This is a genomic window from Burkholderia sp. AU33545, assembly GCF_020419685.1.
Taxonomy (GTDB): domain Bacteria; phylum Pseudomonadota; class Gammaproteobacteria; order Burkholderiales; family Burkholderiaceae; genus Burkholderia; species Burkholderia diffusa.
Genome location: NZ_JAIZRQ010000005.1, coordinates 499,323 through 522,121, shown reverse-complemented (window position 1 = coordinate 522,121; position 22,799 = coordinate 499,323). Strand labels below are relative to the sequence as shown.

Below are 22,799 nucleotides of genomic sequence, written 5' to 3'. Positions count from 1 at the left end.
TGTCAGCTCCTCGTCTTCAGTACCGCCTGCGCGATCGCGTCGGCGGATGGGATGTAAAGGTCTTCCAGCACGCCGGCGAACGGCGTGGGCGTGTGCGGTGCGGTCACGAGCTCGATCGGTGCCTTGAGCGATCGGAACGCGCGCCGCGCGACGAGCGCGGCGATGTCGGTTGCGATCGAGCAGCGCGGGTTCGCCTCATCGACCACCACCACGCGCCCGGTGCGCTCCGCGCTTTCGAGGATCGTTTCCTCGTCGAGCGGCGACGTCGTGCGCAGGTCGATCACGTCGACCTGGATGCCGTCCTTCGCGAGCTTCGCGGCCGCGTCGGTCGCGAGGTGCACCATGCGGCCATAGGTGACGATCGTCGCGTCATCGCCGTCGCGCACGATGTTCGCCTCGCCGAACGGAATCGCATAGGATTCCTCAGGCACATCGCCTTCGCGCGTGTAGAGAAGCTTGTGCTCGAGGAAGATCACGGGATCGTTGTCGCGGATCGACTGGATCAGCAGCCCCTTCGCGTCGTAAGGCGTCGACGGGCACACGACCTTCAGCCCCGGGATGTGCGTAAACAGCGACGTGAGCATCTGCGAATGCTGCGCGGCCGCGCGCAGGCCGGCGCCGTACATCGCGCGGATCACGACCGGCGTCACGGCCTTGCCGCCGAACATGTAACGGAATTTCGCGGCCTGATTGAATATCTGGTCGAAGCACACGCCCATGAAATCGATGAACATCAGTTCCGCGACGGGCCGCATCCCGCACGCGGCCGCGCCGACCGCCGCGCCGATGTAGCCGCCTTCCGAAAGCGGCGTATCGAGCACGCGGCCCGGAAACTTGTGGAACAGCCCCTTCGTCACGCCGAGCACGCCGCCCCATGCGTCGTCCTCGCCCGGCGCGCCCGCGCCGCCCGCGTTGTCCTCGCCCATCACGATCACGCTGTCGTCGCGCGCCATTTCCTGCGCGAGCGCCTCGTTGATCGCCTGCGAATAAGTGATCTTCCTTGCCATGTCCGTCTCCTGGAATATTGGGTTCGCCGTGCCGGCTGCAGGCCGGTGGCCGCTGTGTCACATCGCGTTCACGGGTACGACACGTACACGTCGGTCAGCAAGTCGGCCGCGTCGGGCAGCGGCGCGGCCTTCGCCTGCGCAACCGCGTCGTCGATCAGCGCCTTCACCTGCGCATCGACCGCGCGCAGTTCGTCGGTCGTCAGCACCTCGGCACGCACGACGCGCGTCTCGAAATGTTTCAGGCAGTCCTTCTCGTCGCGCAGCTTCTGTACTTCGCCCGGCGCGCGATAGGTCTGCGCGTCGCCTTCGAAGTGACCGAAATAGCGCGTGAACTTCACTTCGACGAGCGTCGGGCCGCCACCGTTGCGTGCGCGCGCGACAGCTTCGCCGAGCGCTTCGTGCACCGCGAAGAAGTCGAAGCCGTCGACGATCACGCCCGGCATCCCGAAGCCGTTCGCGCGGTCGGCGATGTTGTCGGTCGCGACCGACCAGCTCGACGACGTCGCTTCCGCATAACCGTTGTTTTCGGCCACGAAGATCGCCGGCAGCCGCCACACCGACGCGAGGTTCATCGATTCGAAGATCACGCCCTGATTCGACGCACCGTCGCCGAAGAAGCACACCCCGACGCCGCCCGTCTTCTTGTGCTTGGCCGCGAGCGCCGCGCCGCACACGAGCGGGCCGCCCGCGCCGACGATCCCGTTCGCGCCGAGCATTCCCATCGACAGGTCGGCGATGTGCATCGAACCGCCCTTGCCGTGGCAAACGCCCGTCTTCTTTCCGTAGATCTCGGCCATCATCCCGTGCACGTCGACGCCTTTCGCGATGCAGTGGCCGTGCCCGCGGTGCGTGGTGGCGACATAGTCCTCGAGGCCGAGGTGCAGCATGGTGCCGACCGCGGAGGCCTCCTCGCCCGCGTACAGGTGAACGAAGCCGGGGATTTCGCCGGTCGCGAACTCGACGTGCAGGCGCTCCTCGAATTCGCGGATCGTGCGCATCAGCCGATACGCATCCAGCAGCGTGTCCCTGCTGAGCTGTGTCGAAACGGTCATGTGTGTCTCCTTGATAGGTCTGACTGCGAATGCCGCCGCGGCAACGCCCCGGCGACGGATTGCACGACGGCCCGGCCGTCGGTGAAACGTGAAGCCGGCGTCAGCCGCGCCACGCGCCGGCATCGCGCAACAACTGCCGCGACGACGCGTAACGCAGCGTGCGGCCGACATCGACCGTCAGCGGCCCGCGCCAGTCGAGCGCGATCTCGTAGCGGTCGCCGCGCGTGACCTCGATCTCGCGCTCGCCATCGAACGCGAGCGTGCCGTGCTCGAACGGGATCGTCTGCCACGCGCCCGGCTCGAGCCGCTCGCAGCTGCGCATCACGACGCGATCGACGCGGCCGGGTGCGATCGGCGCGACGAGCGGCGTGCCGGCGGTCTTGCCATCGGCGGCGAAACGCATCGCGAGCCCGTGCGGCGCGCTGCGCTCGAGCGGTGCCCACGCGCCGCCGAGCGCGGACAGGCCGATGCCGTCCGGCTCCGCGAAAGTCAGATAGAGCGTGTCGATGTCGTCAGGCCCCGAGATCGCGCGCGCGCCGATGAAGCGCTGGCGGGCCGCGCACACGTCGACGAGCGCGATCTCCTCGCGCCCCGCGTTCGGGCCCGCCCCGCAGCGCACGACGAGCCGCTTGTTGCGCGCGAACGCGACCTCGGCCGGCACGGCGCCGGTCGCGACGAGTCCGGCCGCGACGCCCGCGACGGTCGCCTCGCGATGTTCGGGAAACGCGTTGTTGGTGCCGGTGGACAGCGCGACGAGCGGCGTCGCGCCGCAATGCGCGGCGACCGCGCGATGGGTGCCGTCGCCGCCGAGCACGACGATCAGCGCGACTGCCATCCGGTGCATGTATGCGGCGCCGGCGTGCGTGTCGGCGACGGTATCGGAGATCGGCAGGTCAACGAATTCGACGTCGGGCCAGCGTTCGTGCGGCGCGACCGCGCGATGCGTATCGAGCGCACGCATCAGCAGCGTCGCGATGCCCGTCTTGTCGCGCAAGGTCAGCACGCGCTCGACGCCCATCGCGCCGAGGCCGGCGAGCAGGCGCACGACCATGTTGGCCTTTTCCGCCGTCGGGAACACGGATGCATGCGTCGTCAGGCGGCGAATGTCGCGCCCCGATGCGGGGTTCGCGATCACGCCGACGGTCACGGGCGTCGTCACGGGCTTGTCTCCATCCAATGGACCGGCGCTCGCGCCGGCCCTGCATGTGTCGTCCGCCGTCATCGAGGGCAGCGGATCATCGCACCCGACGCGACCGCGCCGGGCTTGCCCATGACATCTGCAAGCGGCGTGCCACCGTGTGTGCGACGACCACGGAACCCGTGTGCGGACTGGCTCTGCGGGCATGCCGATCAGCGACATCTGCCGCCTTGACAGCCCGACGCTCCGCGAAACCGCCCGTGCGTCTCACGCCGTCGATGTCACGGCGCACCGGTTTCGGCACCTTCATCCGGATTGCGCGTCGGCCGGCAAGCCACGCGTATCGCGGCGCGGCGCGCGACACCATGACGTGGGCCACCATCGCGCGCGGCATGCCCGCGCGTCTCAATCGCGCGAGTCCGGCTGAGATGCCGCTGAGACGAACGTCTCACGCCGCGCGCGTGCTGCGATGCAATGTGATCCGCGCCGACGGATGTGCTACAAGAACATCGAATTCCCCGTCGTACGGAACCGGAGCCGATCATGCCCTACGTCGTCCCCCAGGCCCAGCACGCCGACCGTGTGCTCGGCGCGCTCGCCGGACGCCTGCCCGCGCCTGCCGATTCCGCGCGTCTCGTGTCGTCGTGGCAGCGCTCGCTCGAGCGCTACGCGCTCGACCCAGCGTCGTCGATCGGCCCGCGCGTGCTGACCGCGGCCGAGCTGCGCGAGGTGCGCGACAAGGAGGAAGCCTTCCTGCGCGCGTCGGGCCAGTGCCTGACGCGCCTGCACGACATGATTCGCGTCGCCGATTACTGCGTGATGCTGACCGACGCGCACGGCGTGACGATCGATTACCGGATCGACCGCGAACGCCGCAACGACTTCCGTCATGCGGGGCTGCACATCGGTTCGTGCTGGTCGGAAAGCGAGGAAGGCACCTGCGGGGTCGCGAGCGTGCTGACCGATCTCGCGCCGATCACCGTGCACAAGACCGACCACTTCCGCGCGGCGTTCACCACCCTCACCTGCAGCGCGGCCCCGATCTTCGCGCCGGGCGGCGAACTGATCGGCGTGCTCGACGCGTCGGCCGTCCAGTCGCCGGACGGCCGCGACAGCCAGCGTCTCGTGTACCAGCTCGTGCGGCAGAGCGCGGCGCTGATCGAGGACGGCTATTTCGTGCACAGCACCGCGCAACACTGGATATTGTTCGGGCATCCGAATCGTCACTACGTCGAGGCGCAGCCCGAATGGCTGATCGCGTTCGACGAGTGCGGCAACATCGTCGCCGCGAACCGGCAGGCGCGCGACTCGCTGCCGGCGCTGCGCGAACCGCGCCATATCGACGAGATCTTCGACGCAACCGAGATGCCGCTGCGCGACGCCGCGCGGCTCGACACGATCGTCGCGCTGCGGCTGCGCGCGACGGGTGCCCCGCTCTATGCGCGGCTGCGCGCGCCGCTACGGCGCGCCGGCCGCGAAACCGGCACGGCATCGCGCCGCCCCGGCACCGCGCAGCGCCACGTCGGCGCCCTGACGCCGTTCCTGCACAGCAGCGACGCGCGCGTCGCGCAGCAGGCCGAACTCGCGCTGCGTGTCGCGAGCAAGCGGCTGCCGATTCTCGTACTCGGCGAAACCGGCGCAGGCAAGGAAGTATTCGCCCGCGCGATCCACGACGCCGGTGCGCGACGCGCACGGCCGTTCGTCGCGGTCAACTGCGGCGCGCTGCCCGAGGCGCTGATCGAAAGCGAGCTGTTCGGCTATGCGGCGGGTGCGTTCACCGGTGCGCGCAAGCACGGTGCGCGCGGCAAGATCGCGCTCGCCGACGGCGGCACGCTGTTCCTCGACGAAATCGGCGACATGCCGCTCACGCTGCAGACGCGCCTGCTGCGCGTGCTCGCCGACGGCGAGGTCGTGCCGCTCGGTAGCGATACGCCCGTGCGCGTCGATCTCGACGTGATCTGCGCGACGCACCGCGATCTCGCGCGCATGGTGGCCGACGGCACGTTCCGCGAGGATCTGTATTACCGGCTGAGCGGTGCGACGTTCGAACTGCCGCCGCTGCGCGAGCGCGCGGACGTGCGCGACGTGATCGCCGCGGTATTCGCCGAGGAAGCGCAGGCGACCGGCCACGTGCTCACGCTCGACACGTCGCTCGCCGAGCAACTCGCCGCGTATCCGTGGCCGGGCAACGTGCGGCAACTGCGCAACGTGCTGCGCTATGCGTGCGCGGTGTGCGATGCCGCCCGCGTGACGCGGCGCGACCTGCCGGCCGATCTCGCCGCGCAGCTCGGCGCCGGCCCGTCCGGCGGCGCGCTGCCGGACGACGAACGCGGCCGCATCGTCGCGGCGCTCACCGCGCATCGCTGGCGGCCCGACGCAGCCGCGCAGGCGCTCGGCATCTCGCGCGCGACGCTTTACCGGCGGATCGCGAAACACCGGATCGTCGCGCCGCACCGCGCGTGACGAGCCGGCGCGACCGCCATCACGCGGCCTGCGCGGCCACTTCGCCTGCTTTCCCGGCCTCACCCGCCGCTTCGTCGCGCCGCGCGAACACCTCGTGCGCGGCGAACAGCGCGTTCAGCGCGGCCGGGAAACCTGCGTAGACGGCCATCTGCATGAACACCTCGACGATCTCGTCGCGCGTGCAGCCCACGTTCAGTGCCGCCTCGACATGCACCTTCAGTTGCGGCTGCGCGTTGCCGAGCGCGGCCAGCGCGGCGATCGTCGCGATCTCGCGCGCCCTCAGGTCGAGCTGCGGCCGGCTGTAGATGTCGCCGAAGCCGAACTCGACGAGCAGCCGCCCGAAGTCCGGCGCGATCGGCGCAAGCGCCGCGATCACGCGTTCGCCCACTTCGCCGTCGATTTCCTTCAGCTTGTTCCAACCGCGCGTGTAGCGATCTTCAACGAGTCGATCCATGGTGTCCGTCCTGTTCCAAGAGTGAATGAGTAGCATTCGCCCGTCGTTCCGTCTCGCGCTCCTTGGCCTCGTAGTACGCGATCTTGTCGCCGATCGCGTCGAGGCTCGCCTGCAGTTCCGCGATATGCGCGCGCACCGCGTCGCGATGCGCGGCCAGCAAGCTGCGCCGCGCACCGAACGTCGACTCGCCTTGCGCACGCAGCGCCGCGAACTGCTGCATCTGCGCAATCGGCATGCCGGTCGCCTTCAGGCGCATCACGAAGGCAAGCCAGTCAAGGTCGGCCGGCGCATAGAGCCGGTGCCCCGCCGCCGTGCGTGAAATCGCGCGCAGCAGGCCGGCCTGCTCGTAATACCGCAGCGTATGCGTCGACACGCCGGTCAGTTCGGCGACTTGCCCGATCGTCAGCGGACCGGCGGCGGAAGGTCTGGATACGGTTTTCGACATGGCAGGATCAAGGTTAGGAGTTAGAGTTCACTCTAAGTCAAGCGTTGTCGAATGGCCAGCCACGACAATTCGAAATCACCGCCGCGAACACCGTAAAGAATGGTCAAAACCGCCGCCCGACTCGGCTTTCTGTCTTTACAGCGACGCAAGCCTTCAGCAAGATTCGGACAGCCTGTCTTAAAAAGGGCACGCATTTGTCCTATGCTTAACGGCGACGCCCGGCCAGGTCTCGCCCCGCCGTCCGTTGCAACAGCCATTCATCCGTCAGAACCAGGGAGCCTTTGCCATGCTGAAAAAGCTGCTGATGCTGTTCGTCGCGCTGTCGCTGTCGCTCGCCGCCGGCATCGCCGCGGCCGTTGAAGTCAACACGGCCGACGAGGCCGCGCTCGAATCGGTGAAGGGCCTCGGGCCCGTGAAGTCGAAGGCGATCATCGACGAACGCACCAAGAACGGCCCGTTCAAGGACGCGGACGACCTCGCGAACCGCGTGAAGGGTCTCGGCACGAAGTCGGTCGGGCATCTCGAGGAAAACGGCCTGACGATCGGCGGCTCGTCGACGCCGCCGAAGGGCGTGAAGTTGTCGAAGCCGGCCGCGACGACGTCGGCGACCACGTCGGCCACGACGTCGACATCGACGTCGACGACCGCAACGGCCGGCACGACGGCGACGGCCCCGGCCGCGAGCGCCCCCGAAGCAGCGACCAAGTCGGCCAAGAGCAAGCGCATGTCGAAGAAGGAAAAGGCAGCCGCGGCCGCAGCGGCATCCGCCGATGCGGGAGCGAGCGCGCCGGCCGCAGCGTCGTCCACGAAGGCGACGAAGGGCTCGAAGAAGAAGAGCAAGAAGGACAAGGCAGCCTCCGCCGCCGCGGCGTCGGGCGCCTGATATGCGCCACGCGCGCGATCGCGTGCGCGCGGCATTCGATCAACGGGCGCCGTCGTTGCGGCGCCCTTTTCAGTAAAGGTGAAGAACCATGGGTCTCCTAGACATCGTTGGCGGTCTGATCGGCGGCCAGGCCGGCGGCAACTCGCAAAGCGCACTCATCACGACGGCGCTCGAATTCATCAACAACCAGCCGGGCGGCCTGAACGGGCTGATCGAGAAGTTCAAGGCCGGCGGCGCCGGCGACATCATCGGCTCGTGGGTCGGTAACGGCGAAAACCAGCCGATCTCGGCCGACACGCTGCAGAACGTGCTCGGTTCCGACGTCGTCGGCTCGCTGGCGAGCAAGGTCGGCATCGATCCGTCTCAGGCATCGTCGATCCTCGCGCAAGTGCTGCCGCACGTCGTCAACGGCGCGACGCCGAACGGCGAAGTGCCGGCCGGCGGCCAGGTCGATACGTCGAACGTGCTCGGCACGCTCACGCAGCTCGCCGGCATGTTCGGCGGCAGCAAGCAGGCCTGAGCCCGCAGCGCGCCGGCTGACCGCCCCGACGGCGGTTTCGGCCGCCCCATATGCAAACACCCCGCCTGAGCGGGGTGTTTGTTTTTGCGCGCCCGGCGCGAACCGGGCGTGCGGCCGATCACCGACGATCAGTGCACGACGCGGTCGAACACGAACGTGCCGTCGCTGACGTCGACCGGGATCACGTCCTTCGGACCAAAGCGGCCCGCGAGGATCAGCTTCGCGACCGGGTTCTCGATCTCCTGCTGGATCGCGCGCTTCAGCGGCCGCGCGCCGAACAGCGGATCGTAGCCGACCTTCGCGATCTGTTCGAGCGCGGTGGGCGACACGTCGAGCGCCATGTCGAGCTTCGCGAGCCGGTCGTGCAGGCGTGCGAGCTGGATCTTCGCGATCGATTCGATGTTGCTGCGATCGAGCGCGTGGAACACGACGACGTCGTCGATCCGGTTCAGGAACTCGGGGCGGAAGTGCTGCTTCACTTCGAGCCACACGGCGTCCTTGATCTCTTCCTGCGGCGAACCCGTCATGGCCTGGATCACCTGCGAGCCGAGGTTCGACGTCATCACGATCACCGTGTTCTTGAAGTCGACCGTGCGCCCCTGCCCGTCGGTCATGCGGCCGTCGTCGAGCACCTGCAGCAGCACGTTGAACACGTCCGGGTGGGCCTTCTCGATCTCGTCGAGCAGGATCACGCTGTACGGCTTGCGGCGCACGGCTTCCGTCAGGTAGCCGCCTTCCTCGTAGCCGACATAGCCCGGCGGCGCGCCGATCAGCCGCGCGACGCTGTGCTTCTCCATGAACTCGCTCATGTCGATGCGGATCAGGTGCTCTTCCGAATCGAACAGGAACGACGCCAGCGCCTTGCACAGCTCGGTCTTGCCGACCCCCGTCGGGCCGAGGAACAGGAACGAGCCGTACGGGCGGTTCGGATCGGCGAGACCCGCGCGCGAACGACGGATCGCGTCCGCCACCGCGCTGATCGCCTCGTCCTGGCCGACCACGCGCTCGTGCAGTTTTTCCTCGATGTGCAGCAGCTTCTCGCGTTCGCCCTGCATCATCCGCGACACGGGAATCCCGGTTGCACGCGACACGACTTCCGCGATTTCTTCCGCGCCGACCTGCGTGCGCAGCAGACGCGGACGCGTCGGGTTGTGCTGCTCCTGCTCTTCGGCCTGCGTGACCTGCTTCAGTTGCGACTCGAGTTGCGGCAGCTTGCCGTACTGCAGCTCGGCGACCTTCTCGAGCTTGCCTTCACGCTGCAGGCGCGCGATGTCCGCCCGCACCTTCTCGATCTCTTCCTTGAGCTGCGCGCTGCCCTGCACCGCGGCCTTCTCGGCGGTCCAGATCTCTTCCAGGTCCGCATATTCGCGGCCGAGGCGTTCGATCTCTTCCTCGATCAGCTGCAGGCGCTTCTGCGACGCCTCGTCCTGCTCCTTCTTCACGGCCTCGCGCTCGATCTTCAGCTGGATCAGACGACGATCGAGCTTGTCCATCTCTTCGGGCTTCGAATCGATTTCCATCTTGATCTTCGACGCAGCCTCGTCGATCAGGTCGATCGCCTTGTCCGGCAGGAAGCGGTCGGTGATGTAGCGGTGCGACAGCTCGGCCGCGGCGACGATCGCCGGGTCGGTGATGTCGACACCGTGGTGCAGTTCGTACTTCTCCTGCAGCCCGCGCAGGATCGCGATCGTCGCCTCGACGCTCGGCTCGTCGACGAGCACCTTCTGGAAGCGACGTTCGAGCGCGGCGTCCTTCTCGATGTACTTGCGGTATTCGTCGAGCGTCGTCGCGCCGATGCAGTGCAGCTCGCCGCGCGACAGCGCCGGCTTCAGCATGTTGCCTGCGTCCATCGCACCTTCGGCCTTGCCGGCACCGACCATCGTATGGATCTCGTCGATGAACACGATCGTCCGGCCTTCGTCCTTGGCGATGTCGTTGAGCACGGCCTTCAGGCGCTCCTCGAACTCGCCGCGATACTTCGCGCCGGCGAGCAGCGCGGCCATGTCGAGCGACAGCACGCGCTTGCCCTTCAGCGTCTCGGGCACTTCGCCGTTGACGATGCGCTGCGCGAGCCCTTCGACGATCGCCGTCTTGCCGACACCCGGCTCGCCGATCAGCACCGGGTTGTTCTTGGTCCGGCGCTGCAGGATCTGGATCGAACGGCGGATTTCATCGTCGCGGCCGATCACCGGATCGAGCTTGCCCGCGCGGGCGCGCTCGGTCAGGTCGACCGTGTATTTCTTCAGCGCCTCGCGCTGGCTTTCGGCGTCCTGGCTGTGCACCTGCGAGCCGCCGCGCACCGCGGCGATCGCGGCTTCGAGCGCCTTGCGCGTGAGGCCGTGCTGGCGCGCGAGCTTGCCGGCTTCGCCCTTGTCGTCGGACACGGCGAGCAGGAACATCTCGCTCGCGATGAACGTGTCGTTGAGTTTCTGCGCCTCCCTGTCGGCCTGGTTCAGCAGCCCGGCCAACTCACGGCCGATCTGGATGTCGCCGCCCGTGCCCGTTACTTGCGGCAGGCGCGAGATGGCTTCGTTCAGCGCGCCTTGCAGCGCCTGCACGTGCACGCCCGCGCGCGACATCAGCGAGCGAGCGGAGCCGTCCTGCTGAGCGACCAGCGCCGCCAGCACGTGAACGGGTTCGATGTATTGATTGTCGCGGCCTGCCGCGAGGCTTTGCGCGTCCGCGAGTGCTTCCTGGAACTTGGTGGTGAGCTTGTCGATTCTCATTTGGCGAGACCTCCAATTTTCGATTAACACCAAGATGAGGATGGTTATACGGGTTTCAAGCGAAATTCGGGTTGATTCAGCGCAAAAATAGCCGGGCGGCGATGCGGCGGCCTGCGGGCGGGCCGCCGCCCGGATGGTGGCGGTGGTACCGGCGTGTCAGCCGACCTTCGACGACGATTCGGCGGACGCCGCTGCGTCATCCCCGGACGCCTCGGCACGCACCAGCGCGATCGGACGAATGCCCAGCAGCGCGACGAGCGGCGACGCGGGCACGGTCAGCTCGCCGAGCGTGTGACGGTCGAGTTCGGCGAAGAATGCGTCGCGCGCGGCCGCCAGCACGCCCTTCAGGCGGCAATGCGGCTCGATCACGCAGTCGCGCGACGCGTCGCCGTCGGCCGCAAAGCAGCCGACCAGCGCGAAATCGTTCTCGGTCGCCCGCACCACCTGGCCGACCGTCAGCTTCAGCGATTCGGGGAACAGCCGCAGCCCGCCGTTGCGGCCGCGCACGGTATCGACCCAGCCGAGCTCGCCGAGCTGCTGCACGACCTTCATCAGATGGTTCTTCGAGATGCCGTAGGCGTCCGAGATCTCCTGGATCGTCGCGAGCCCCTCGCCGCGCACGGCGAGGTACAGCATGACGCGCAGCGAATAGTCGGTGTAGTCAGTGAGTCTCATGAGCGAATACGGAAAATGATCGATCGCGCCCCGATCAAGCGGGACGGATCAATCGGAACGCGCGCCGGGACGGTTCTCGAGGCCGCTTGACGGCGCCGGGTTGCCGGGACGGCCTGCGCGCAATAATATTCATGAAATCTACGCATTTTTCGGGCATTGATGGACGCTATTTTGCGTCAAAATTCTGTCGGCGTCCTGCGCGTTGCCCACGCTGCCGTTCCGCGGGCACGACACCGACGCCCTGATTTTCCCGGCCCTTTTTTCCATGACCGCCCTGCCCGCCTCGCCCGATACCGCCCCGGCCCGCCCTCGCGACGCCGAGCCAACAGAAGACAATATTCGCGACCTCGTGTATGCGTTCTACGACCGCGTGCGCGCCGATCCGCTGCTCGGCCCCGTGTTTGACGCGAAGCTGGACGGTCGCTGGGACGACCATCTGCCGAAGATGGTGAGCTTCTGGTCGAGCCTCGTGCTCGGCACCAAGGGCTATCGCGGCAACGTGCAGCAGGCGCACCAGCCACTCGACGGGATCGAGCCCGCGCATTTCAGCCGCTGGCTGTCGCTGTTCCTGAAGACCGTCGAGGGGCGCTACACGCCGCCCGCGGCCATCCGCTTCATGGAGCCCGCGCTGCGCATCGCGCAGAGCCTGCAGTTGAGCCGCTTCGGCTGGGATTATCAGATTCCACCCGAGCAGCAGGCGCTGCTCGACGCGATCGCGCCACGCCGCCGCGACACGGGCGACGATCCGCATGCGCTGCCGTCACGCGCCCGCGGCGAGCCGTTTCCGACGAAGATCATCGGGCGCGGCACGGATCCGGACGCCTGACACCTCGATTCGCAGCGCCGGAGCGCTCGAGTGCCTGCGGCACATCGCCGCACGACACGTACGCCGCGCTCAACGCGGCGTGTTGCCCGATTCGACGCCCCAGCGCGCGAGCGCCGCATCGTCGGTGCTGCGAGCATCGACCCAGCGCTCGCCGTCGGGCGTCGTTTCCTTCTTCCAGAACGGCGCCTCGGTCTTCAGGTAGTCCATCACGAACTCGCACGACGCGAACGCATCGCCGCGATGCGATGCGACCGTCGCGACCATCACGATCTGGTCGAGCGGCAGCAGCCGGCCGACGCGATGCACGATCGCGACGTCGATCCCGGGCCAGCGCCGGCCAGCCTCGGCGGCGATCTTCTCGAGCGCCTTCTCGGTCATCCCCGGATAATGCTCGAGCTCCATCGCCGCGACCGAATCGCCTTCGTTCAGGTCGCGCACGGTGCCAACGAAGCAGGCGACCGCGCCGATCTTCGGGTTGCGCGCGCGTAGCGCCGCCACTTCGGCGTTCAGGTCGAAATCGTTGGCCTGCACTCGTACCGTAGCCATCGCCCGCCTCTCAACCGCCCGTCACGGGCGGAAAAAACGCGACCTCGCAACCGTCGGTGAGCCGCGTATCGGGGTCGGTCATCTCGTGATTGCATGCCATGCGCAACGCGCGCCCTTCGGCGAGCGTCTCGGCCCACGCGCCGCCGCGCAGGCGCAGCCATGCGCGCACGTCGCCGACGGTCGTCACGCCGTCCGGCACGTCGGCCTGCTCGTCGGACACGCCCAGTGCCTCGCGCACGCTTGCAAAGAATTTCAATTGAATCTTCATGGGTCAGGATGCCGTCGCGTTACGACAGCAGTTCGGAAAACGGAATGAAACGCACGGTCTCGCCTGCGCTGATCGCGTGCTGCGGCGGATTGTCGATCAGGCCGTCGCCCCAGACTGTCGACGTCAGCACCGCCGAGCTCTGGTTCGGGAACAGGTCGAGGCCGCCGGCCGCGTTGACGCGCGCGCGCAGGAATTCGTTGCGCCGGTCGCCCTTGCTTTGCGAGAAGTCCGCGCGCAGCGACAGCGCGCGCGGCGCGACGTCGCGCACGCCGGACAGGCGCAGCAGGAACGGCCGCACGAACAGCAGGAACGTGACGAAGCTCGACACGGGATTGCCCGGCAGCCCGATGAAGTGCGCGTCGGGATGCGCGTCGCCGCGGCGCACCGCGCCGAACGCGAGCGGCTTGCCCGGCTTCATCGCGATCTGCCACAGCGCGAGCCGACCTTCGGCTTCGACGGCCGGCTTCACGTGATCCTCGTCGCCGACCGATACGCCGCCGCTCGTCAGGATCACGTCGTGATCGCGCGCGGCCTCACGCAGCGTGTCGCGCGTCGCGGCGAGCGAGTCGGGCACGATCCCGTAGTCGGTCACGTGGCAGCCGAGCCGCTCAAGCAGTCCGCGTAGCGTGAAGCGGTTCGAATTGTAGATCGCGCCGGGCTTCAGCGGCTCGCCCGGCATCGTCAGTTCGTCGCCGGTGAAGAACACCGCGACGCGAATCCGCCGCGCGACCGACAGCTGCGCGCAGCCGACCGACGCGGCCAGCCCGAGCGCCTGTGGCGTAAGCCGCGTACCGGCCGGCAGGATCACCGAACCCTGGCGGATGTCCGCGCCCTGCGCGGTGATCCATTCACCGGCCTTCGGCGTGTGGAGGATTTCGACCGCATCGCCGTCGGCCGACGCCTGCTCCTGCATCACGACGGCATCGGCGCCGGGCGGCACCGTCGCGCCGGTGAAGATTCGTGCGGCCGTGCCCGCCGCGAGCGGCGCGGCCGGATGGCCCGCCGGAATCCGCTGCGACACCGGCAAGCGCCGCTCGCCGTGCAGCAGGTCGGCGACGCGCACCGCATAGCCGTCCATCGCGCTCGTATGCATCGGCGGCACGTCGAGCGGCGAGCTCACGTCGGCCGCCAGCACGCGGCCGAGCCCGTCGAGCGTGGCGACGGTTTCAGCGCCGGGCAGCGGCTTCGCGGCTTCGAGCAGCGCGGCGAGCGCTTCGGCGGTCGACAGCATCGGCGCGCGCGGCGCCGCGGGATTCGGGTTCGACATCGATGGAATCGGGGATCGTTGGGATCAATACGTCATTGTAGCGACGCCATCGCGCCCACGTGCGATATGCCGGACATGCGACAACCGTGATCGGCGCGAACGCGCGGCACTGGCACTTGATTCGCGCGCCATCTGACAACGCCCCTGCGCGCGGCCGCCACCAAGCGAAACGGCCGGAACCCCGATCCGTGTGACGAATCGGCATTCCGGCCGTCCTGCGCCGCCGGGCTTGCGACCCCGCGGCCCGAGGCTACCCCGGTGCTACGTTACGCGCCCGTATGCGCGGCAATGAAGTCCTTCACCTGCTGCGCATCGGCCTTCACGACCTCGAAACGCTGCGGCAGCGCCTCGAGCCCGTCGAATGCCGCCGGCCGCTCGGCCTCGCGATCGAGCGCTTCGCGGATCGTCTCGCCGAACTTGATCGGCTGGGCCGTCTCGAGCACGACCATCGGCACGCCCGCGTCGAGGTGCTCGCGCGCGACCTTCACGCCGTCGGCCGTGTGCGTATCGATCATCGTGTCGTAGCGCGAGAACACGTCACGGATCGTCGCGATGCGGTCCGCGTGGCTGCTGCGACCCGACACGAAGCCGAACTCGGCCACGCGCGCGAAATCGCCGCTCGCCGCGAGATCGAAACCGCCCTTCTCCTCGACGTCGCGGAACAACTGCATCACGCGTGCCGGATCGCGGCCGAGCAGGTCGAACACGAAGCGTTCGAAGTTCGACGCCTTCGAGATATCCATGCTCGGGCTGCTCGTGTGATACGTGTTTTCCGCGCTGCGCACGCGATATGCGCCAGTGCGGAAGAACTCGTCGAGCACGTCGTTCTCGTTGGTCGCGACCACGAGCTTGGCGATCGGCAGGCCCATCATCCGCGCGATGTGACCCGCGCAGACGTTGCCGAAGTTGCCCGACGGCACCGTGAACGACACGCGCTCGTCGTTGGACGTCGTCGCCGCGAAATAGCCCTTGAAGTAGTACACGACCTGCGCGACGACGCGCGCCCAGTTGATCGAATTGACCGTGCCGATCTTGTGCCGCGCCTTGAACGCGTGATCGTTCGACACGGCCTTCACGATGTCCTGGCAATCGTCGAACACGCCTTCGACCGCGAGGTTGAAGATGTTCGGATCCTGCAGACTGAACATCTGGGCGGTCTGGAACGCACTCATCTTCTTGTGCGGCGACAGCATGAACACGCGCACGCCGGCCTTGCCGCGCATCGCGTATTCGGCCGCGCTGCCCGTGTCGCCCGACGTCGCGCCGAGGATGTTCAGCGCTTCGCCGTGCTTCGCGAGCGTGTACTCGAACAGGTTGCCGAGCAGCTGCATCGCCATGTCCTTGAACGCGAGCGTCGGGCCGTTCGACAGTTCGAGCAGCGAGATCGGCGCGCCGTTCTCGGTGCCGAGCGTCTTCAGCGGCGTGATGTCGGACGCGTTCTCGCCGTGGCGCGTGTTGCTGTATACGGCGGCCGTATACGTGCGGCGCGTGATCGCGCGCAGGTCGTCGGCCGGCACGTCGTCGCAGAACTTCGACAGGATCTCGAACGCGAGATCCGCGTACGGCAGCGTGCGCCAGCGCGCCAGTTCGTCGGCCGACACCTTCGGGTACTCGGCCGGCAGGTACAGCCCGCCGTCCTTCGCGAGACCGCCGAGCAGGATGTCGGAGAACGTGTGGCGCTCGCCGATGCCGGCGCCGCGCGTGGAGATGTAGTTCATGTCGTTCCTGGTCCTCAGTTCAGCGCTTCCATGCGCAGCTTCGTCACCTTCGAGACCACCGTCGCGAGGCCTTCGATCTGCGCGATCGCCGCGTTCACGTGCTTCTCCTGCGTCTCGTGCGTGATCAGGATGATGTCGGTTTCGCCCTTCGCGTCGTCGACCTGCTCCGATTCCTTCTGCAGCAGCGCGTCGATCGAGATGCCCGATTCGGCGAGGATGCGCGTGATGTTGGCGAGCACGCCCGTCTGGTCGGCCACCCGCAGGCGCAGGTAGTAGCCGCTCGTGACTTCCTCGATCGGCAGGATCGGCGTGTTCGACAGGCTGTCCGGCTGGAACGCGAGGTGCGGCACGCGATGCTCGGGGTCGGCCGTGTGCAGGCGCGTGACGTCGACGAGATCCGCGACGACCGCCGAAGCGGTCGGCTCAGCGCCCGCGCCCTTGCCGTAGTACAGCGTCGTGCCGACCGCGTCGCCGTGCACAACGACCGCGTTCATCGCGCCCTCGACGTTCGCGAGCAGGCGCTTCTCGGGAATCAGCGTCGGATGCACGCGCAGCTCGATGCCGTTTTCGGCGCGGCGCGTGATGCCGAGCAGCTTGATCCGGTAGCCGAGCTCTTCCGCGTAGCGGATGTCGGTCGCGTCGAGCTTGCTGATCCCTTCGACGTACGCGCGGTCGAACTGGACCGGCACGCCGAACGCGATCGCGCTCATGATCGTCGCCTTGTGCGCGGCGTCGACGCCTTCGATGTCGAAGGTCGGATCGGCTTCCGCGTAGCCGAGTTCCTGTGCGGCCTTCAGCGCGGTCGCGAAGTCGAGGCCGCGGTCGCGCATTTCCGACAGGATGTAGTTCGTCGTGCCGTTGATGATGCCCGCGATGTACTGGATGCGGTTCGCGGTCAGGCCTTCGCGCAGCGCCTTGATGATCGGGATGCCGCCGGCGACGGCCGCCTCGAACGCGACCATCACGCCCTTTTCGCGCGCGGCCTCGAAGATCTCGGTGCCGTGCACCGCGAGCAGCGCCTTGTTCGCCGTCACGACGTGCTTGCCGTTCGCGATCGCGCGCAGCACGAGCTCGCGCGCGATGCCCGTGCCGCCGATCATCTCGGCGATGATCGAAATCGACGGATCGTCGACGACCGCGTTGAAATCGTCGGTGATCTGCGCGGCGCCAGCGTTACCGCCGAGCGCGGCCTGCGCCTTGGCCGGGTTGCGCACCGCGATGCGCGCGACCTCGATGCCGCGCCCCGCGCGTCGCTTGATTTCTTCCTGGTTGCGGTGCAGCACCGTGAAGGTGCCGCTGCCGACGGTGCCGAAGCCCAACAGGCCAACTTTGATCGGTTCCATGCTGCGTGTGATCGATGAGTAAGAGTGAATGAATGCCGGGGACGATGTCCGCTCAGACCGAATGGCGCTTGCGGTAGCCGTCGAGGAAGCGCGCGATCCGGTTGATCGAATCGGTCAGGTCGTCGAGGTTCGGCAGGAAGACCACGCGGAAGTGATCCGGCGCCGCCCAGTTGAAGCCCGTGCCCTGCACGAGCAGCACGCGTTCCTCGAGCAACAGGTCGAGGATGAACTGCTGGTCGTTCTGGATCGGATAGAGCTTCGGATCGAGGCGCGGGAACATGTACAGCGCGGCCTGCGGCTTCACGCAGGTCACGCCGGGAATCGACGTGAGCATGTCATACGCCAGTTCGCGCTGCTTGTACAGGCGCCCGCTCGGCACGATCAGCTCGTTGATGCTCTGGTAGCCGCCGAGCGCGGTCTGGATCGCGAACTGGCCGGGCACGTTGGCGCACAGGCGCATCGACGACAGGATCCCGAGCCCCTCGAGGTAATCCTTCGCGCGCCGGCGGTTGTCGCCGCCGAGGCCCGACACGGCCATCCAGCCCGCGCGGTAGCCGCATGAGCGATAGCTCTTCGACAGGCTGTTGAACGTGACGGTGATCACGTCTTCCGACAGCGAGCCCAGCGCCGTGTGCTCGAGCCCGTCGTAGACGATCTTGTCGTAGACCTCGTCGGCAAACACGATCAGCCCGTGCTGGCGCGCGATCTCGAGCAGATCGCGCAGCAATTCGTCGGAATAAAGCGCGCCGGTCGGGTTGTTCGGGTTGATCACGACGATCGCCTTGGTGTTCGGCGTGATCTTGCGGCGGATGTCGTCGAGGTCGGGCATCCACGCGTTCTGCTCGTCGCACACGTAATGCACGGGCGTGCCGCCCGACAGGCTCACGGCGGCCGTCCACAGCGGGTAGTCGGGCGCCGGCAGCAGCACTTCGTCGCCGTCGTTCAGGAGCGCCTGGGTCGCCATCACGATCAGCTCGGACGCGCCGTTGCCGATGTAGATGTCGTCGAGGCCGACGCCGACGACGCCCTTTTGCTGCGTGTAGTGCATCACGGCCTTGCGGGCCGAGAACACGCCCTTCGAATCCGAATAGCCGGACGACGCCGGCAGGTTGCGGATCATGTCCTGGATGATTTCGTCCGGCGCGTCGAAACCGAACGGCGCGAGGTTGCCAATGTTCAGCTTGATGATGCGGTGGCCTTCTTCCTCGAGGCGCTTCGCGTGCTCGAGCACCGGGCCACGGATGTCGTAGCAGACGTTGAGCAGCTTGTTCGACTTCTGAATCGGTTTCACGACGACACGGTTCCTGGGTTGGCCTTGCGGCCGGGGGACGGGATCAAAACTGGAGAGCGGCCGGTCTGTGCGCGCTGTCTAGACTGGGGAAAATGCGGGCGGTCGGACGCGGCTTGTGGCGACGCACGATGCAACTGGCGCCCGGGGGCAACCAAAAAGTTATAATTTAGCGGATTTTGGCCGACTTTCGCAATGCACCATGGCCGCTCCGGGCCCGCGCCGTCAGGCGTCCCGCGCGCGGCGGTCGCGAAACCGGCCGCCCGGGCCCGTGCGGCCCTTGCCAGACAATCCCTCCACGGAACCGCGGAATACCGATTTGAAACTGCACCAGGACGCGAGCGGCGCGCTCAACACCGTCACCGGCTACGGCCCCGATTATGTCGACGTCAACCTCCAACGCCACGAAGGAAGCGTCATCGTGCTGCCCGGCGCACCGGTGCGGGACTGGCCCGTGTCGTCGTTCGACGCGCTCGCGCCCGAGCATTTCGCGATGCTGCTCGACCCGGCACCCGAACTCGTGATCTTCGGCAGCGGCGCGCGGCTGCGCTTCCCACACCCGCGCCTCGTGGCCATGCTCACGGCCAAGCGCATCGGCGTCGAGACGATGGATTTCCAGGCTGCCTGCCGTACCTACAACATCCTGATGGCCGAGGGCCGCAAGGTCGCCGCCGCGCTCTTAATTGAACGTTAATCACCGTTGCGGTAAAACTCGGGCCGGCACACCGGGTCGATCCCCGGATCGTCCTCCGGGTCGATGACCGGCACGCCGGCCGCCCCCGGCGCAACCCGCCGGCGGCTCTTACAACAACCAACAGGCTGAAAATCCATGAACGATACGCCGCCGAGGCTACCGCTCAATCGCATCACGCTCGTCCTCCTGCTCGTCGCACTCGCGATCGTCTGGTTCGCGCCGCTCGGGCTGCGCCACCTGATCCCGAGCGACGAAGGCCGCTACGCCGAAATGGCGCGGGAAATGTTCGTCACCGGCGACTGGATCACACCGCGCTACAACGGCTACAAGTACTTCGAGAAGCCGCCGCTGCAGACCTGGCTGAACGCGCTGACGTTCGCGTGGTTCGGCATTGGCGAATGGCAGGCGCGCCTCTACACGGGCCTCGCCAGCTTCGCCGGCGTGCTGCTGGTCGGCTTCACGGGCGCGCGCCTGTTCAACCCGCTGTCCGGCTTCCTCGCGGCCGTCGTGCTCGCGTGCTCGCCGTACTGGAACCTGATGGGCCACTTCAACGCGCTCGACATGGGGCTCGCGTTCTGGATGACGCTGTCGCTCTGCTCGCTGCTGCTCGCGCAGCGGCCCGGGCTGCGGGCGGGCGCGGCGCGCGGCTGGATGTGGGCGTGCTGGGGCGCGATGGCGTTCGCCGTGCTGTCCAAGGGCCTCGTCGGCCTGATCCTGCCCGGCGCCGTGCTGGTGCTCTATACGCTGATCGCCCGCGACTGGGCGCTGTGGAAGCGGCTGTACCTGGTCAGCGGCCTCGTGATCTTCTTCGCGATCGTCACGCCGTGGTTCGTGCTCGTCCAGCAGCGCAACCCCGAGTTCTTCAACTTCTTCTTCATCGTCCAGCAGTTCCGCCGGTATCTGACCCCGGAACAGAACCGCCCGGGCCCGCTCTACTATTTCGTGCCGGTGCTGCTGGTCGGCTTCCTGCCGTGGCTGTCCGTCGCATGGCAGAGCATCCGCCATGCACTGCGCATGCCGCGCCAGCCGAACGGTTTCTCTCCGATGCTCGTGCTGCTGATCTGGAGCGCGTTCATCTTCCTGTTCTTCAGCGCATCGCATTCGAAGCTGATCTCTTACGTGCTGCCGGTCGCGCCAGCGCTCGCGCTGATGATCGGCGCGTACCTGCCGCTGATGAGCGCCGACCGGTTCCGCCGTCACCTGCTCGGCTACCTCGTATTCTTAGTCGTCGCGGCGTTCGGGATCATCTTCCTCGCGTATCAGGGCGACGCCCGCACGCCGAACGCGCTGTACCGCGCGTTCCAGCTATGGCTGTACGCGGGCCTCGCGGTCGCGGGTGCGCTGACGCTCGCGGCCGCATGGCTGAACCGTCGCGTGGGTGTCGCGGCCGCGATCACCGCGTTCGGCGCCGCGTGGCTCGCGTTCGGCACGATCGGCGGCACCGGTCACGATGAATTCGGCCGCTACAGCTCGGGCGCGCTGCTCGCGCCCGCCGTGCGCGCCGAACTGGCGAAGCTGCCGCCCGACACACCGTTCTATTCGATCGAGATGCTCGATCACACGTTCCCGTTCTATATGGGCCACACGACGATCATGGTCCAGCGCCAGGACGAACTCGCATTCGGGATCTCGGTCGAGCCGAACAAATGGATCCCGACCGTCGACCAATGGATCGAACGCTGGAAGCAGGACACCCATGCGCTCGCGATCATGCCGCCCGGCCAGTACGACACGCTGGTCAAGCAAGGCGTGGCGATGCGCGTGATCGCGCGCGACAACCGCCGCGTGATCGTCGAGAAACCGCAATCGTAAGGACGCCCGCCGCATGAATCCCGTTTCGTTCGTCTGCATCATCACCGGCGTGATGCTCAACGCCTGTGCGCAACTCCTGCTGAAAGCCGGTGTCAACGCCGTTGGACACTTCGAATTCAGCCGTGCGAACATCATCCCGGTCGGCCTGAAGATCGCGACCCAGCTGCCGATCATCGGCGGCCTCGGCTGCTACGTGCTGAGCGTGGTCGTCTGGATTCTCGGGCTGTCGCGAGTCGACGTATCGATCGCGTACCCGATGTTGTCGCTCGGCTACGTGGTCAACGCATTTGCCGCCTGGTACCTGTTCGGCGAGGTGCTGTCGGTCCAGCGGCTCGTCGGCATCGGCATCATCCTGATCGGCGTGCTCGTGCTCGCGCGCAGTTGAGCGCGCCCGGCCCGACGGCATTAAGCGTCCGCCTACAAAAAATCACGGTACGAATCCGGCAACCGGTGTTTAATGCCGGTTTCGGGCCGGATCGCCCGACCCCTTTATTACCAGCCATTACAGGCCACAAGCGTTCATGAGCCAGACTACCGCTCCGTTCCTGCCGTTCACCCGCCCCGAGATCGACGAGGAAACCATCCAGGGCGTCGTCGAAGTGCTGCGCTCGGGCTGGATCACCACCGGCCCGCAAAGCCAGAAATTCGAGGCAGCGCTGTCCGAGTACTGCGGTGGCCGTCCGGTCCGCGCGTTCAATTCGGGCACCTGCACGCTCGAGATCGGCCTGCGCATCGCGGGCGTCGGCCTCGGCGACGAGGTGATCACGACGCCGGCGTCGTGGGTGTCGACCAGCAACGTGATCCTCGAGACGGGCGCGACGCCCGTATTCGCCGACATCGACCCCGTCACGCGCAACATCGACCTCGACAAGCTCGAGCAGGCGATCACGCCGCGCACGAAGGCGATCATCCCGGTCTACCTGGCCGGCCTGCCGGTCGACATGGACCGCCTGTACGCAATCGCGCGCGCGCACAACCTGCGCGTGATCGAGGACGCCGCGCAGGCGCTCGGCTCGACCTGGAAAGGCAAGCGCATCGGCGCGATCGGCGACATCGTGTCGTTCAGCTTCCACGCGAACAAGAACCTGACGACGATCGAAGGCGGTGCGCTCGTGCTGAACAACGAGGACGAGGCGACGCTCGCGCAGAAGTACCGGCTGCAGGGCATCACGCGCACCGGCTTCGACGGGATGGACTGCGACGTGCTCGGCGGCAAGTACAACCTGACCGACGTCGCCGCGCGCGTCGGCCTCGGCCAGCTGCCGCACCTCGAGCGCTTCACCGCGCAGCGCCGCGCTCTCGTGCGCGCGTACTTCGCCGCGCTCGACGGCGGCCCGGCCGTGAAACTCGGGCTCGGCCTGCCCGTCGCCGATTTCGAGAACAGCAACTGGCACATGTTCCAGGTCACGCTGCCGCTCGACCGGCTGTCGATCTCGCGCGCCGATTTCATGGCGCAGATGAAGGAACGCGGGATCGGCACCGGCGTTCACTACCCGGCCATCCATCTTTTCACGCTGTATCGTGCACGCGGCTTCAAGGAGGGCATGTTCCCCCACGCCGAACGATACGGCGCATCGACCGTCACGCTGCCGCTCTTCACGCAGATGACGGAAGACGACGTGCGTCGCGTGGCCGACGCCGTCAACCAGATTTGCGAACAATACGGAAAATAAG

At 67.3% G+C, this 22,799-nt stretch carries 22 protein-coding genes; 8 read left to right on the top strand and 14 right to left on the bottom strand.

Going from position 1 to position 22,799, the window contains the following annotated elements; all coding sequences use genetic code 11:
* Positions 1-2: 2 nt before the first annotated feature.
* The 3 genes from LGM71_RS19915 to LGM71_RS19905 all read right to left on the bottom strand — a co-directional run bounded on the left by LGM71_RS19915 (position 3) and on the right by LGM71_RS19905 (position 3,218).
* Positions 3-1,007, bottom strand: coding sequence for an alpha-ketoacid dehydrogenase subunit beta (locus LGM71_RS19915; RefSeq protein ID WP_059680104.1), 1,005 nt, complete (start codon positions 1,005-1,007; stop codon positions 3-5).
* A 68-nt stretch (positions 1,008-1,075) separates the two neighbouring features.
* Complete coding sequence (locus tag LGM71_RS19910; RefSeq protein WP_059604323.1) at positions 1,076-2,059, bottom strand: thiamine pyrophosphate-dependent dehydrogenase E1 component subunit alpha; 984 nt, start codon at positions 2,057-2,059, stop codon at positions 1,076-1,078.
* A gap of 100 nt (positions 2,060-2,159) precedes the next feature.
* Positions 2,160-3,218, bottom strand: a complete 1,059-nt coding sequence (locus tag LGM71_RS19905) for an ATP-NAD kinase family protein (protein WP_226116075.1) — start codon at positions 3,216-3,218, stop codon at positions 2,160-2,162.
* Positions 3,219-3,740: 522 nt separating this feature from the next.
* Between LGM71_RS19905 and LGM71_RS19900 the strand changes: the two genes are divergently transcribed.
* Positions 3,741-5,660, top strand: coding sequence for a sigma-54-dependent Fis family transcriptional regulator (locus tag LGM71_RS19900; RefSeq protein WP_226116073.1), 1,920 nt, complete (start codon positions 3,741-3,743; stop codon positions 5,658-5,660).
* A 19-nt stretch (positions 5,661-5,679) separates the two neighbouring features.
* On the opposite strand, the gene LGM71_RS19895 is transcribed toward LGM71_RS19900, so the two are convergent.
* The gene (locus LGM71_RS19895; RefSeq protein WP_124622620.1) at positions 5,680-6,114 is read right to left on the bottom strand and encodes a carboxymuconolactone decarboxylase family protein; all 435 of its coding nucleotides are present in this window, start codon (positions 6,112-6,114) and stop codon (positions 5,680-5,682) included.
* Positions 6,098-6,559, bottom strand: a complete 462-nt coding sequence (locus LGM71_RS19890) for a MerR family transcriptional regulator (RefSeq protein ID WP_059604310.1) — start codon at positions 6,557-6,559, stop codon at positions 6,098-6,100. Before LGM71_RS19890 ends, LGM71_RS19895 begins: the two co-directional genes overlap by 17 nt.
* A gap of 286 nt (positions 6,560-6,845) precedes the next feature.
* Between LGM71_RS19890 and LGM71_RS19885 the strand changes: the two genes are divergently transcribed.
* Both LGM71_RS19885 and LGM71_RS19880 read left to right on the top strand, forming a co-directional pair.
* Positions 6,846-7,442 carry a ComEA family DNA-binding protein gene (locus LGM71_RS19885; protein WP_226116071.1) on the top strand — a complete coding sequence of 199 codons (597 nt, stop codon included), beginning with the start codon at positions 6,846-6,848 and terminating at the stop codon, positions 7,440-7,442.
* Positions 7,443-7,530: 88 nt separating this feature from the next.
* Positions 7,531-7,962, top strand: a complete 432-nt coding sequence (locus tag LGM71_RS19880; protein WP_059604306.1) for a YidB family protein — start codon at positions 7,531-7,533, stop codon at positions 7,960-7,962.
* A 128-nt stretch (positions 7,963-8,090) separates the two neighbouring features.
* Here the strand turns inward: LGM71_RS19880 and clpB are convergent, their stop codons facing one another.
* Positions 8,091-10,688 carry an ATP-dependent chaperone ClpB gene (gene clpB, locus LGM71_RS19875; RefSeq protein ID WP_124622616.1) on the bottom strand — a complete coding sequence of 866 codons (2,598 nt, stop codon included), beginning with the start codon at positions 10,686-10,688 and terminating at the stop codon, positions 8,091-8,093.
* Positions 10,689-10,844: 156 nt separating this feature from the next.
* Entirely contained in the window at positions 10,845-11,363 is a 519-nt protein-coding gene (locus LGM71_RS19870; RefSeq protein WP_226116069.1) for an Rrf2 family transcriptional regulator, read from the bottom strand.
* Positions 11,364-11,628: 265 nt separating this feature from the next.
* Between LGM71_RS19870 and LGM71_RS19865 the strand changes: the two genes are divergently transcribed.
* Positions 11,629-12,189 carry a group III truncated hemoglobin gene (locus LGM71_RS19865; protein ID WP_059604299.1) on the top strand — a complete coding sequence of 187 codons (561 nt, stop codon included), beginning with the start codon at positions 11,629-11,631 and terminating at the stop codon, positions 12,187-12,189.
* Positions 12,190-12,258: 69 nt separating this feature from the next.
* Here the strand turns inward: LGM71_RS19865 and LGM71_RS19860 are convergent, their stop codons facing one another.
* The 6 genes from LGM71_RS19860 to LGM71_RS19835 all read right to left on the bottom strand — a co-directional run bounded on the left by LGM71_RS19860 (position 12,259) and on the right by LGM71_RS19835 (position 18,622).
* Positions 12,259-12,735: a molybdenum cofactor biosynthesis protein MoaE gene (locus LGM71_RS19860; RefSeq protein WP_059604296.1), complete on the bottom strand. Its 477-nt coding sequence runs from the start codon at positions 12,733-12,735 to the stop codon at positions 12,259-12,261.
* Positions 12,736-12,745: 10 nt separating this feature from the next.
* Positions 12,746-13,003 carry a molybdopterin converting factor subunit 1 gene (moaD, locus tag LGM71_RS19855; RefSeq protein WP_006758354.1) on the bottom strand — a complete coding sequence of 86 codons (258 nt, stop codon included), beginning with the start codon at positions 13,001-13,003 and terminating at the stop codon, positions 12,746-12,748.
* A gap of 19 nt (positions 13,004-13,022) precedes the next feature.
* Positions 13,023-14,270, bottom strand: coding sequence for a gephyrin-like molybdotransferase Glp (gene glp / locus LGM71_RS19850; RefSeq protein WP_059680094.1), 1,248 nt, complete (start codon positions 14,268-14,270; stop codon positions 13,023-13,025).
* A gap of 266 nt (positions 14,271-14,536) precedes the next feature.
* The gene (gene thrC, locus LGM71_RS19845) at positions 14,537-15,988 is read right to left on the bottom strand and encodes a threonine synthase (RefSeq protein WP_174908829.1); all 1,452 of its coding nucleotides are present in this window, start codon (positions 15,986-15,988) and stop codon (positions 14,537-14,539) included.
* Positions 15,989-16,002: 14 nt separating this feature from the next.
* Positions 16,003-17,331, bottom strand: coding sequence for a homoserine dehydrogenase (locus LGM71_RS19840; protein ID WP_124622609.1), 1,329 nt, complete (start codon positions 17,329-17,331; stop codon positions 16,003-16,005).
* Positions 17,332-17,383: 52 nt separating this feature from the next.
* Positions 17,384-18,622, bottom strand: coding sequence for a pyridoxal phosphate-dependent aminotransferase (locus tag LGM71_RS19835; protein ID WP_059604283.1), 1,239 nt, complete (start codon positions 18,620-18,622; stop codon positions 17,384-17,386).
* Between the two features lie 316 nt (positions 18,623-18,938).
* Between LGM71_RS19835 and LGM71_RS19830 the strand changes: the two genes are divergently transcribed.
* Positions 18,939-19,313, top strand: a complete 375-nt coding sequence (locus LGM71_RS19830) for an Mth938-like domain-containing protein (protein ID WP_059604281.1) — start codon at positions 18,939-18,941, stop codon at positions 19,311-19,313.
* Here the strand turns inward: LGM71_RS19830 and LGM71_RS19825 are convergent.
* A complete protein-coding gene (locus tag LGM71_RS19825; RefSeq protein ID WP_174908827.1) occupies positions 19,310-19,450 on the bottom strand; it encodes a hypothetical protein in 141 nt (46 codons plus the stop codon). The genes LGM71_RS19830 and LGM71_RS19825 overlap by 4 nt on opposite strands.
* Between LGM71_RS19825 and LGM71_RS19820 the strand changes: the two genes are divergently transcribed.
* From LGM71_RS19820 to LGM71_RS19810, 3 genes are all read left to right on the top strand, one after another.
* A complete protein-coding gene (locus LGM71_RS19820; protein ID WP_226116067.1) occupies positions 19,449-21,125 on the top strand; it encodes a glycosyltransferase family 39 protein in 1,677 nt (558 codons plus the stop codon). The genes LGM71_RS19825 and LGM71_RS19820 overlap by 2 nt on opposite strands.
* A gap of 13 nt (positions 21,126-21,138) precedes the next feature.
* On the top strand, positions 21,139-21,510 hold the full coding sequence (locus tag LGM71_RS19815) for an EamA family transporter (protein WP_014896865.1): 372 nt from the start codon (positions 21,139-21,141) through the stop codon (positions 21,508-21,510).
* 136 nt (positions 21,511-21,646) lie between these two features.
* Positions 21,647-22,798: a DegT/DnrJ/EryC1/StrS family aminotransferase gene (locus LGM71_RS19810; protein WP_226116065.1), complete on the top strand. Its 1,152-nt coding sequence runs from the start codon at positions 21,647-21,649 to the stop codon at positions 22,796-22,798.
* Position 22,799: the final 1 nt, after the last annotated feature.

Excerpts from the sequence above, each read along its gene's own strand:
- LGM71_RS19895 (WP_124622620.1), bottom strand. The coding sequence starts at position 6,114 with ATGGATCGACTCGTTGAAGATCGCTACACGCGCGGTTGGAACAAGCTG.
- LGM71_RS19865 (WP_059604299.1), top strand. The coding sequence starts at position 11,629 with ATGACCGCCCTGCCCGCCTCGCCCGATACCGCCCCGGCCCGCCCTCGC.
- LGM71_RS19870 (WP_226116069.1), bottom strand. The coding sequence starts at position 11,363 with ATGAGACTCACTGACTACACCGACTATTCGCTGCGCGTCATGCTGTAC.
- LGM71_RS19840 (WP_124622609.1), bottom strand. The coding sequence starts at position 17,331 with ATGGAACCGATCAAAGTTGGCCTGTTGGGCTTCGGCACCGTCGGCAGC.
- LGM71_RS19820 (WP_226116067.1), top strand. The coding sequence starts at position 19,449 with ATGAACGATACGCCGCCGAGGCTACCGCTCAATCGCATCACGCTCGTC.
- LGM71_RS19810 (WP_226116065.1), top strand. The coding sequence starts at position 21,647 with ATGAGCCAGACTACCGCTCCGTTCCTGCCGTTCACCCGCCCCGAGATC.
- moaD (WP_006758354.1), bottom strand. The coding sequence starts at position 13,003 with ATGAAGATTCAATTGAAATTCTTTGCAAGCGTGCGCGAGGCACTGGGC.
- LGM71_RS19890 (WP_059604310.1), bottom strand. The coding sequence starts at position 6,559 with ATGTCGAAAACCGTATCCAGACCTTCCGCCGCCGGTCCGCTGACGATC.
- LGM71_RS19910 (WP_059604323.1), bottom strand. The coding sequence starts at position 2,059 with ATGACCGTTTCGACACAGCTCAGCAGGGACACGCTGCTGGATGCGTAT.
- LGM71_RS19825 (WP_174908827.1), bottom strand. The coding sequence starts at position 19,450 with ATGGATTTTCAGCCTGTTGGTTGTTGTAAGAGCCGCCGGCGGGTTGCG.
- LGM71_RS19815 (WP_014896865.1), top strand. The coding sequence starts at position 21,139 with ATGAATCCCGTTTCGTTCGTCTGCATCATCACCGGCGTGATGCTCAAC.
- LGM71_RS19885 (WP_226116071.1), top strand. The coding sequence starts at position 6,846 with ATGCTGAAAAAGCTGCTGATGCTGTTCGTCGCGCTGTCGCTGTCGCTC.
- LGM71_RS19880 (WP_059604306.1), top strand. The coding sequence starts at position 7,531 with ATGGGTCTCCTAGACATCGTTGGCGGTCTGATCGGCGGCCAGGCCGGC.
- glp (WP_059680094.1), bottom strand. The coding sequence starts at position 14,270 with ATGTCGAACCCGAATCCCGCGGCGCCGCGCGCGCCGATGCTGTCGACC.
- LGM71_RS19900 (WP_226116073.1), top strand. The coding sequence starts at position 3,741 with ATGCCCTACGTCGTCCCCCAGGCCCAGCACGCCGACCGTGTGCTCGGC.
- LGM71_RS19860 (WP_059604296.1), bottom strand. The coding sequence starts at position 12,735 with ATGGCTACGGTACGAGTGCAGGCCAACGATTTCGACCTGAACGCCGAA.
- LGM71_RS19915 (WP_059680104.1), bottom strand. The coding sequence starts at position 1,007 with ATGGCAAGGAAGATCACTTATTCGCAGGCGATCAACGAGGCGCTCGCG.
- thrC (WP_174908829.1), bottom strand. The coding sequence starts at position 15,988 with ATGAACTACATCTCCACGCGCGGCGCCGGCATCGGCGAGCGCCACACG.
- clpB (WP_124622616.1), bottom strand. The coding sequence starts at position 10,688 with ATGAGAATCGACAAGCTCACCACCAAGTTCCAGGAAGCACTCGCGGAC.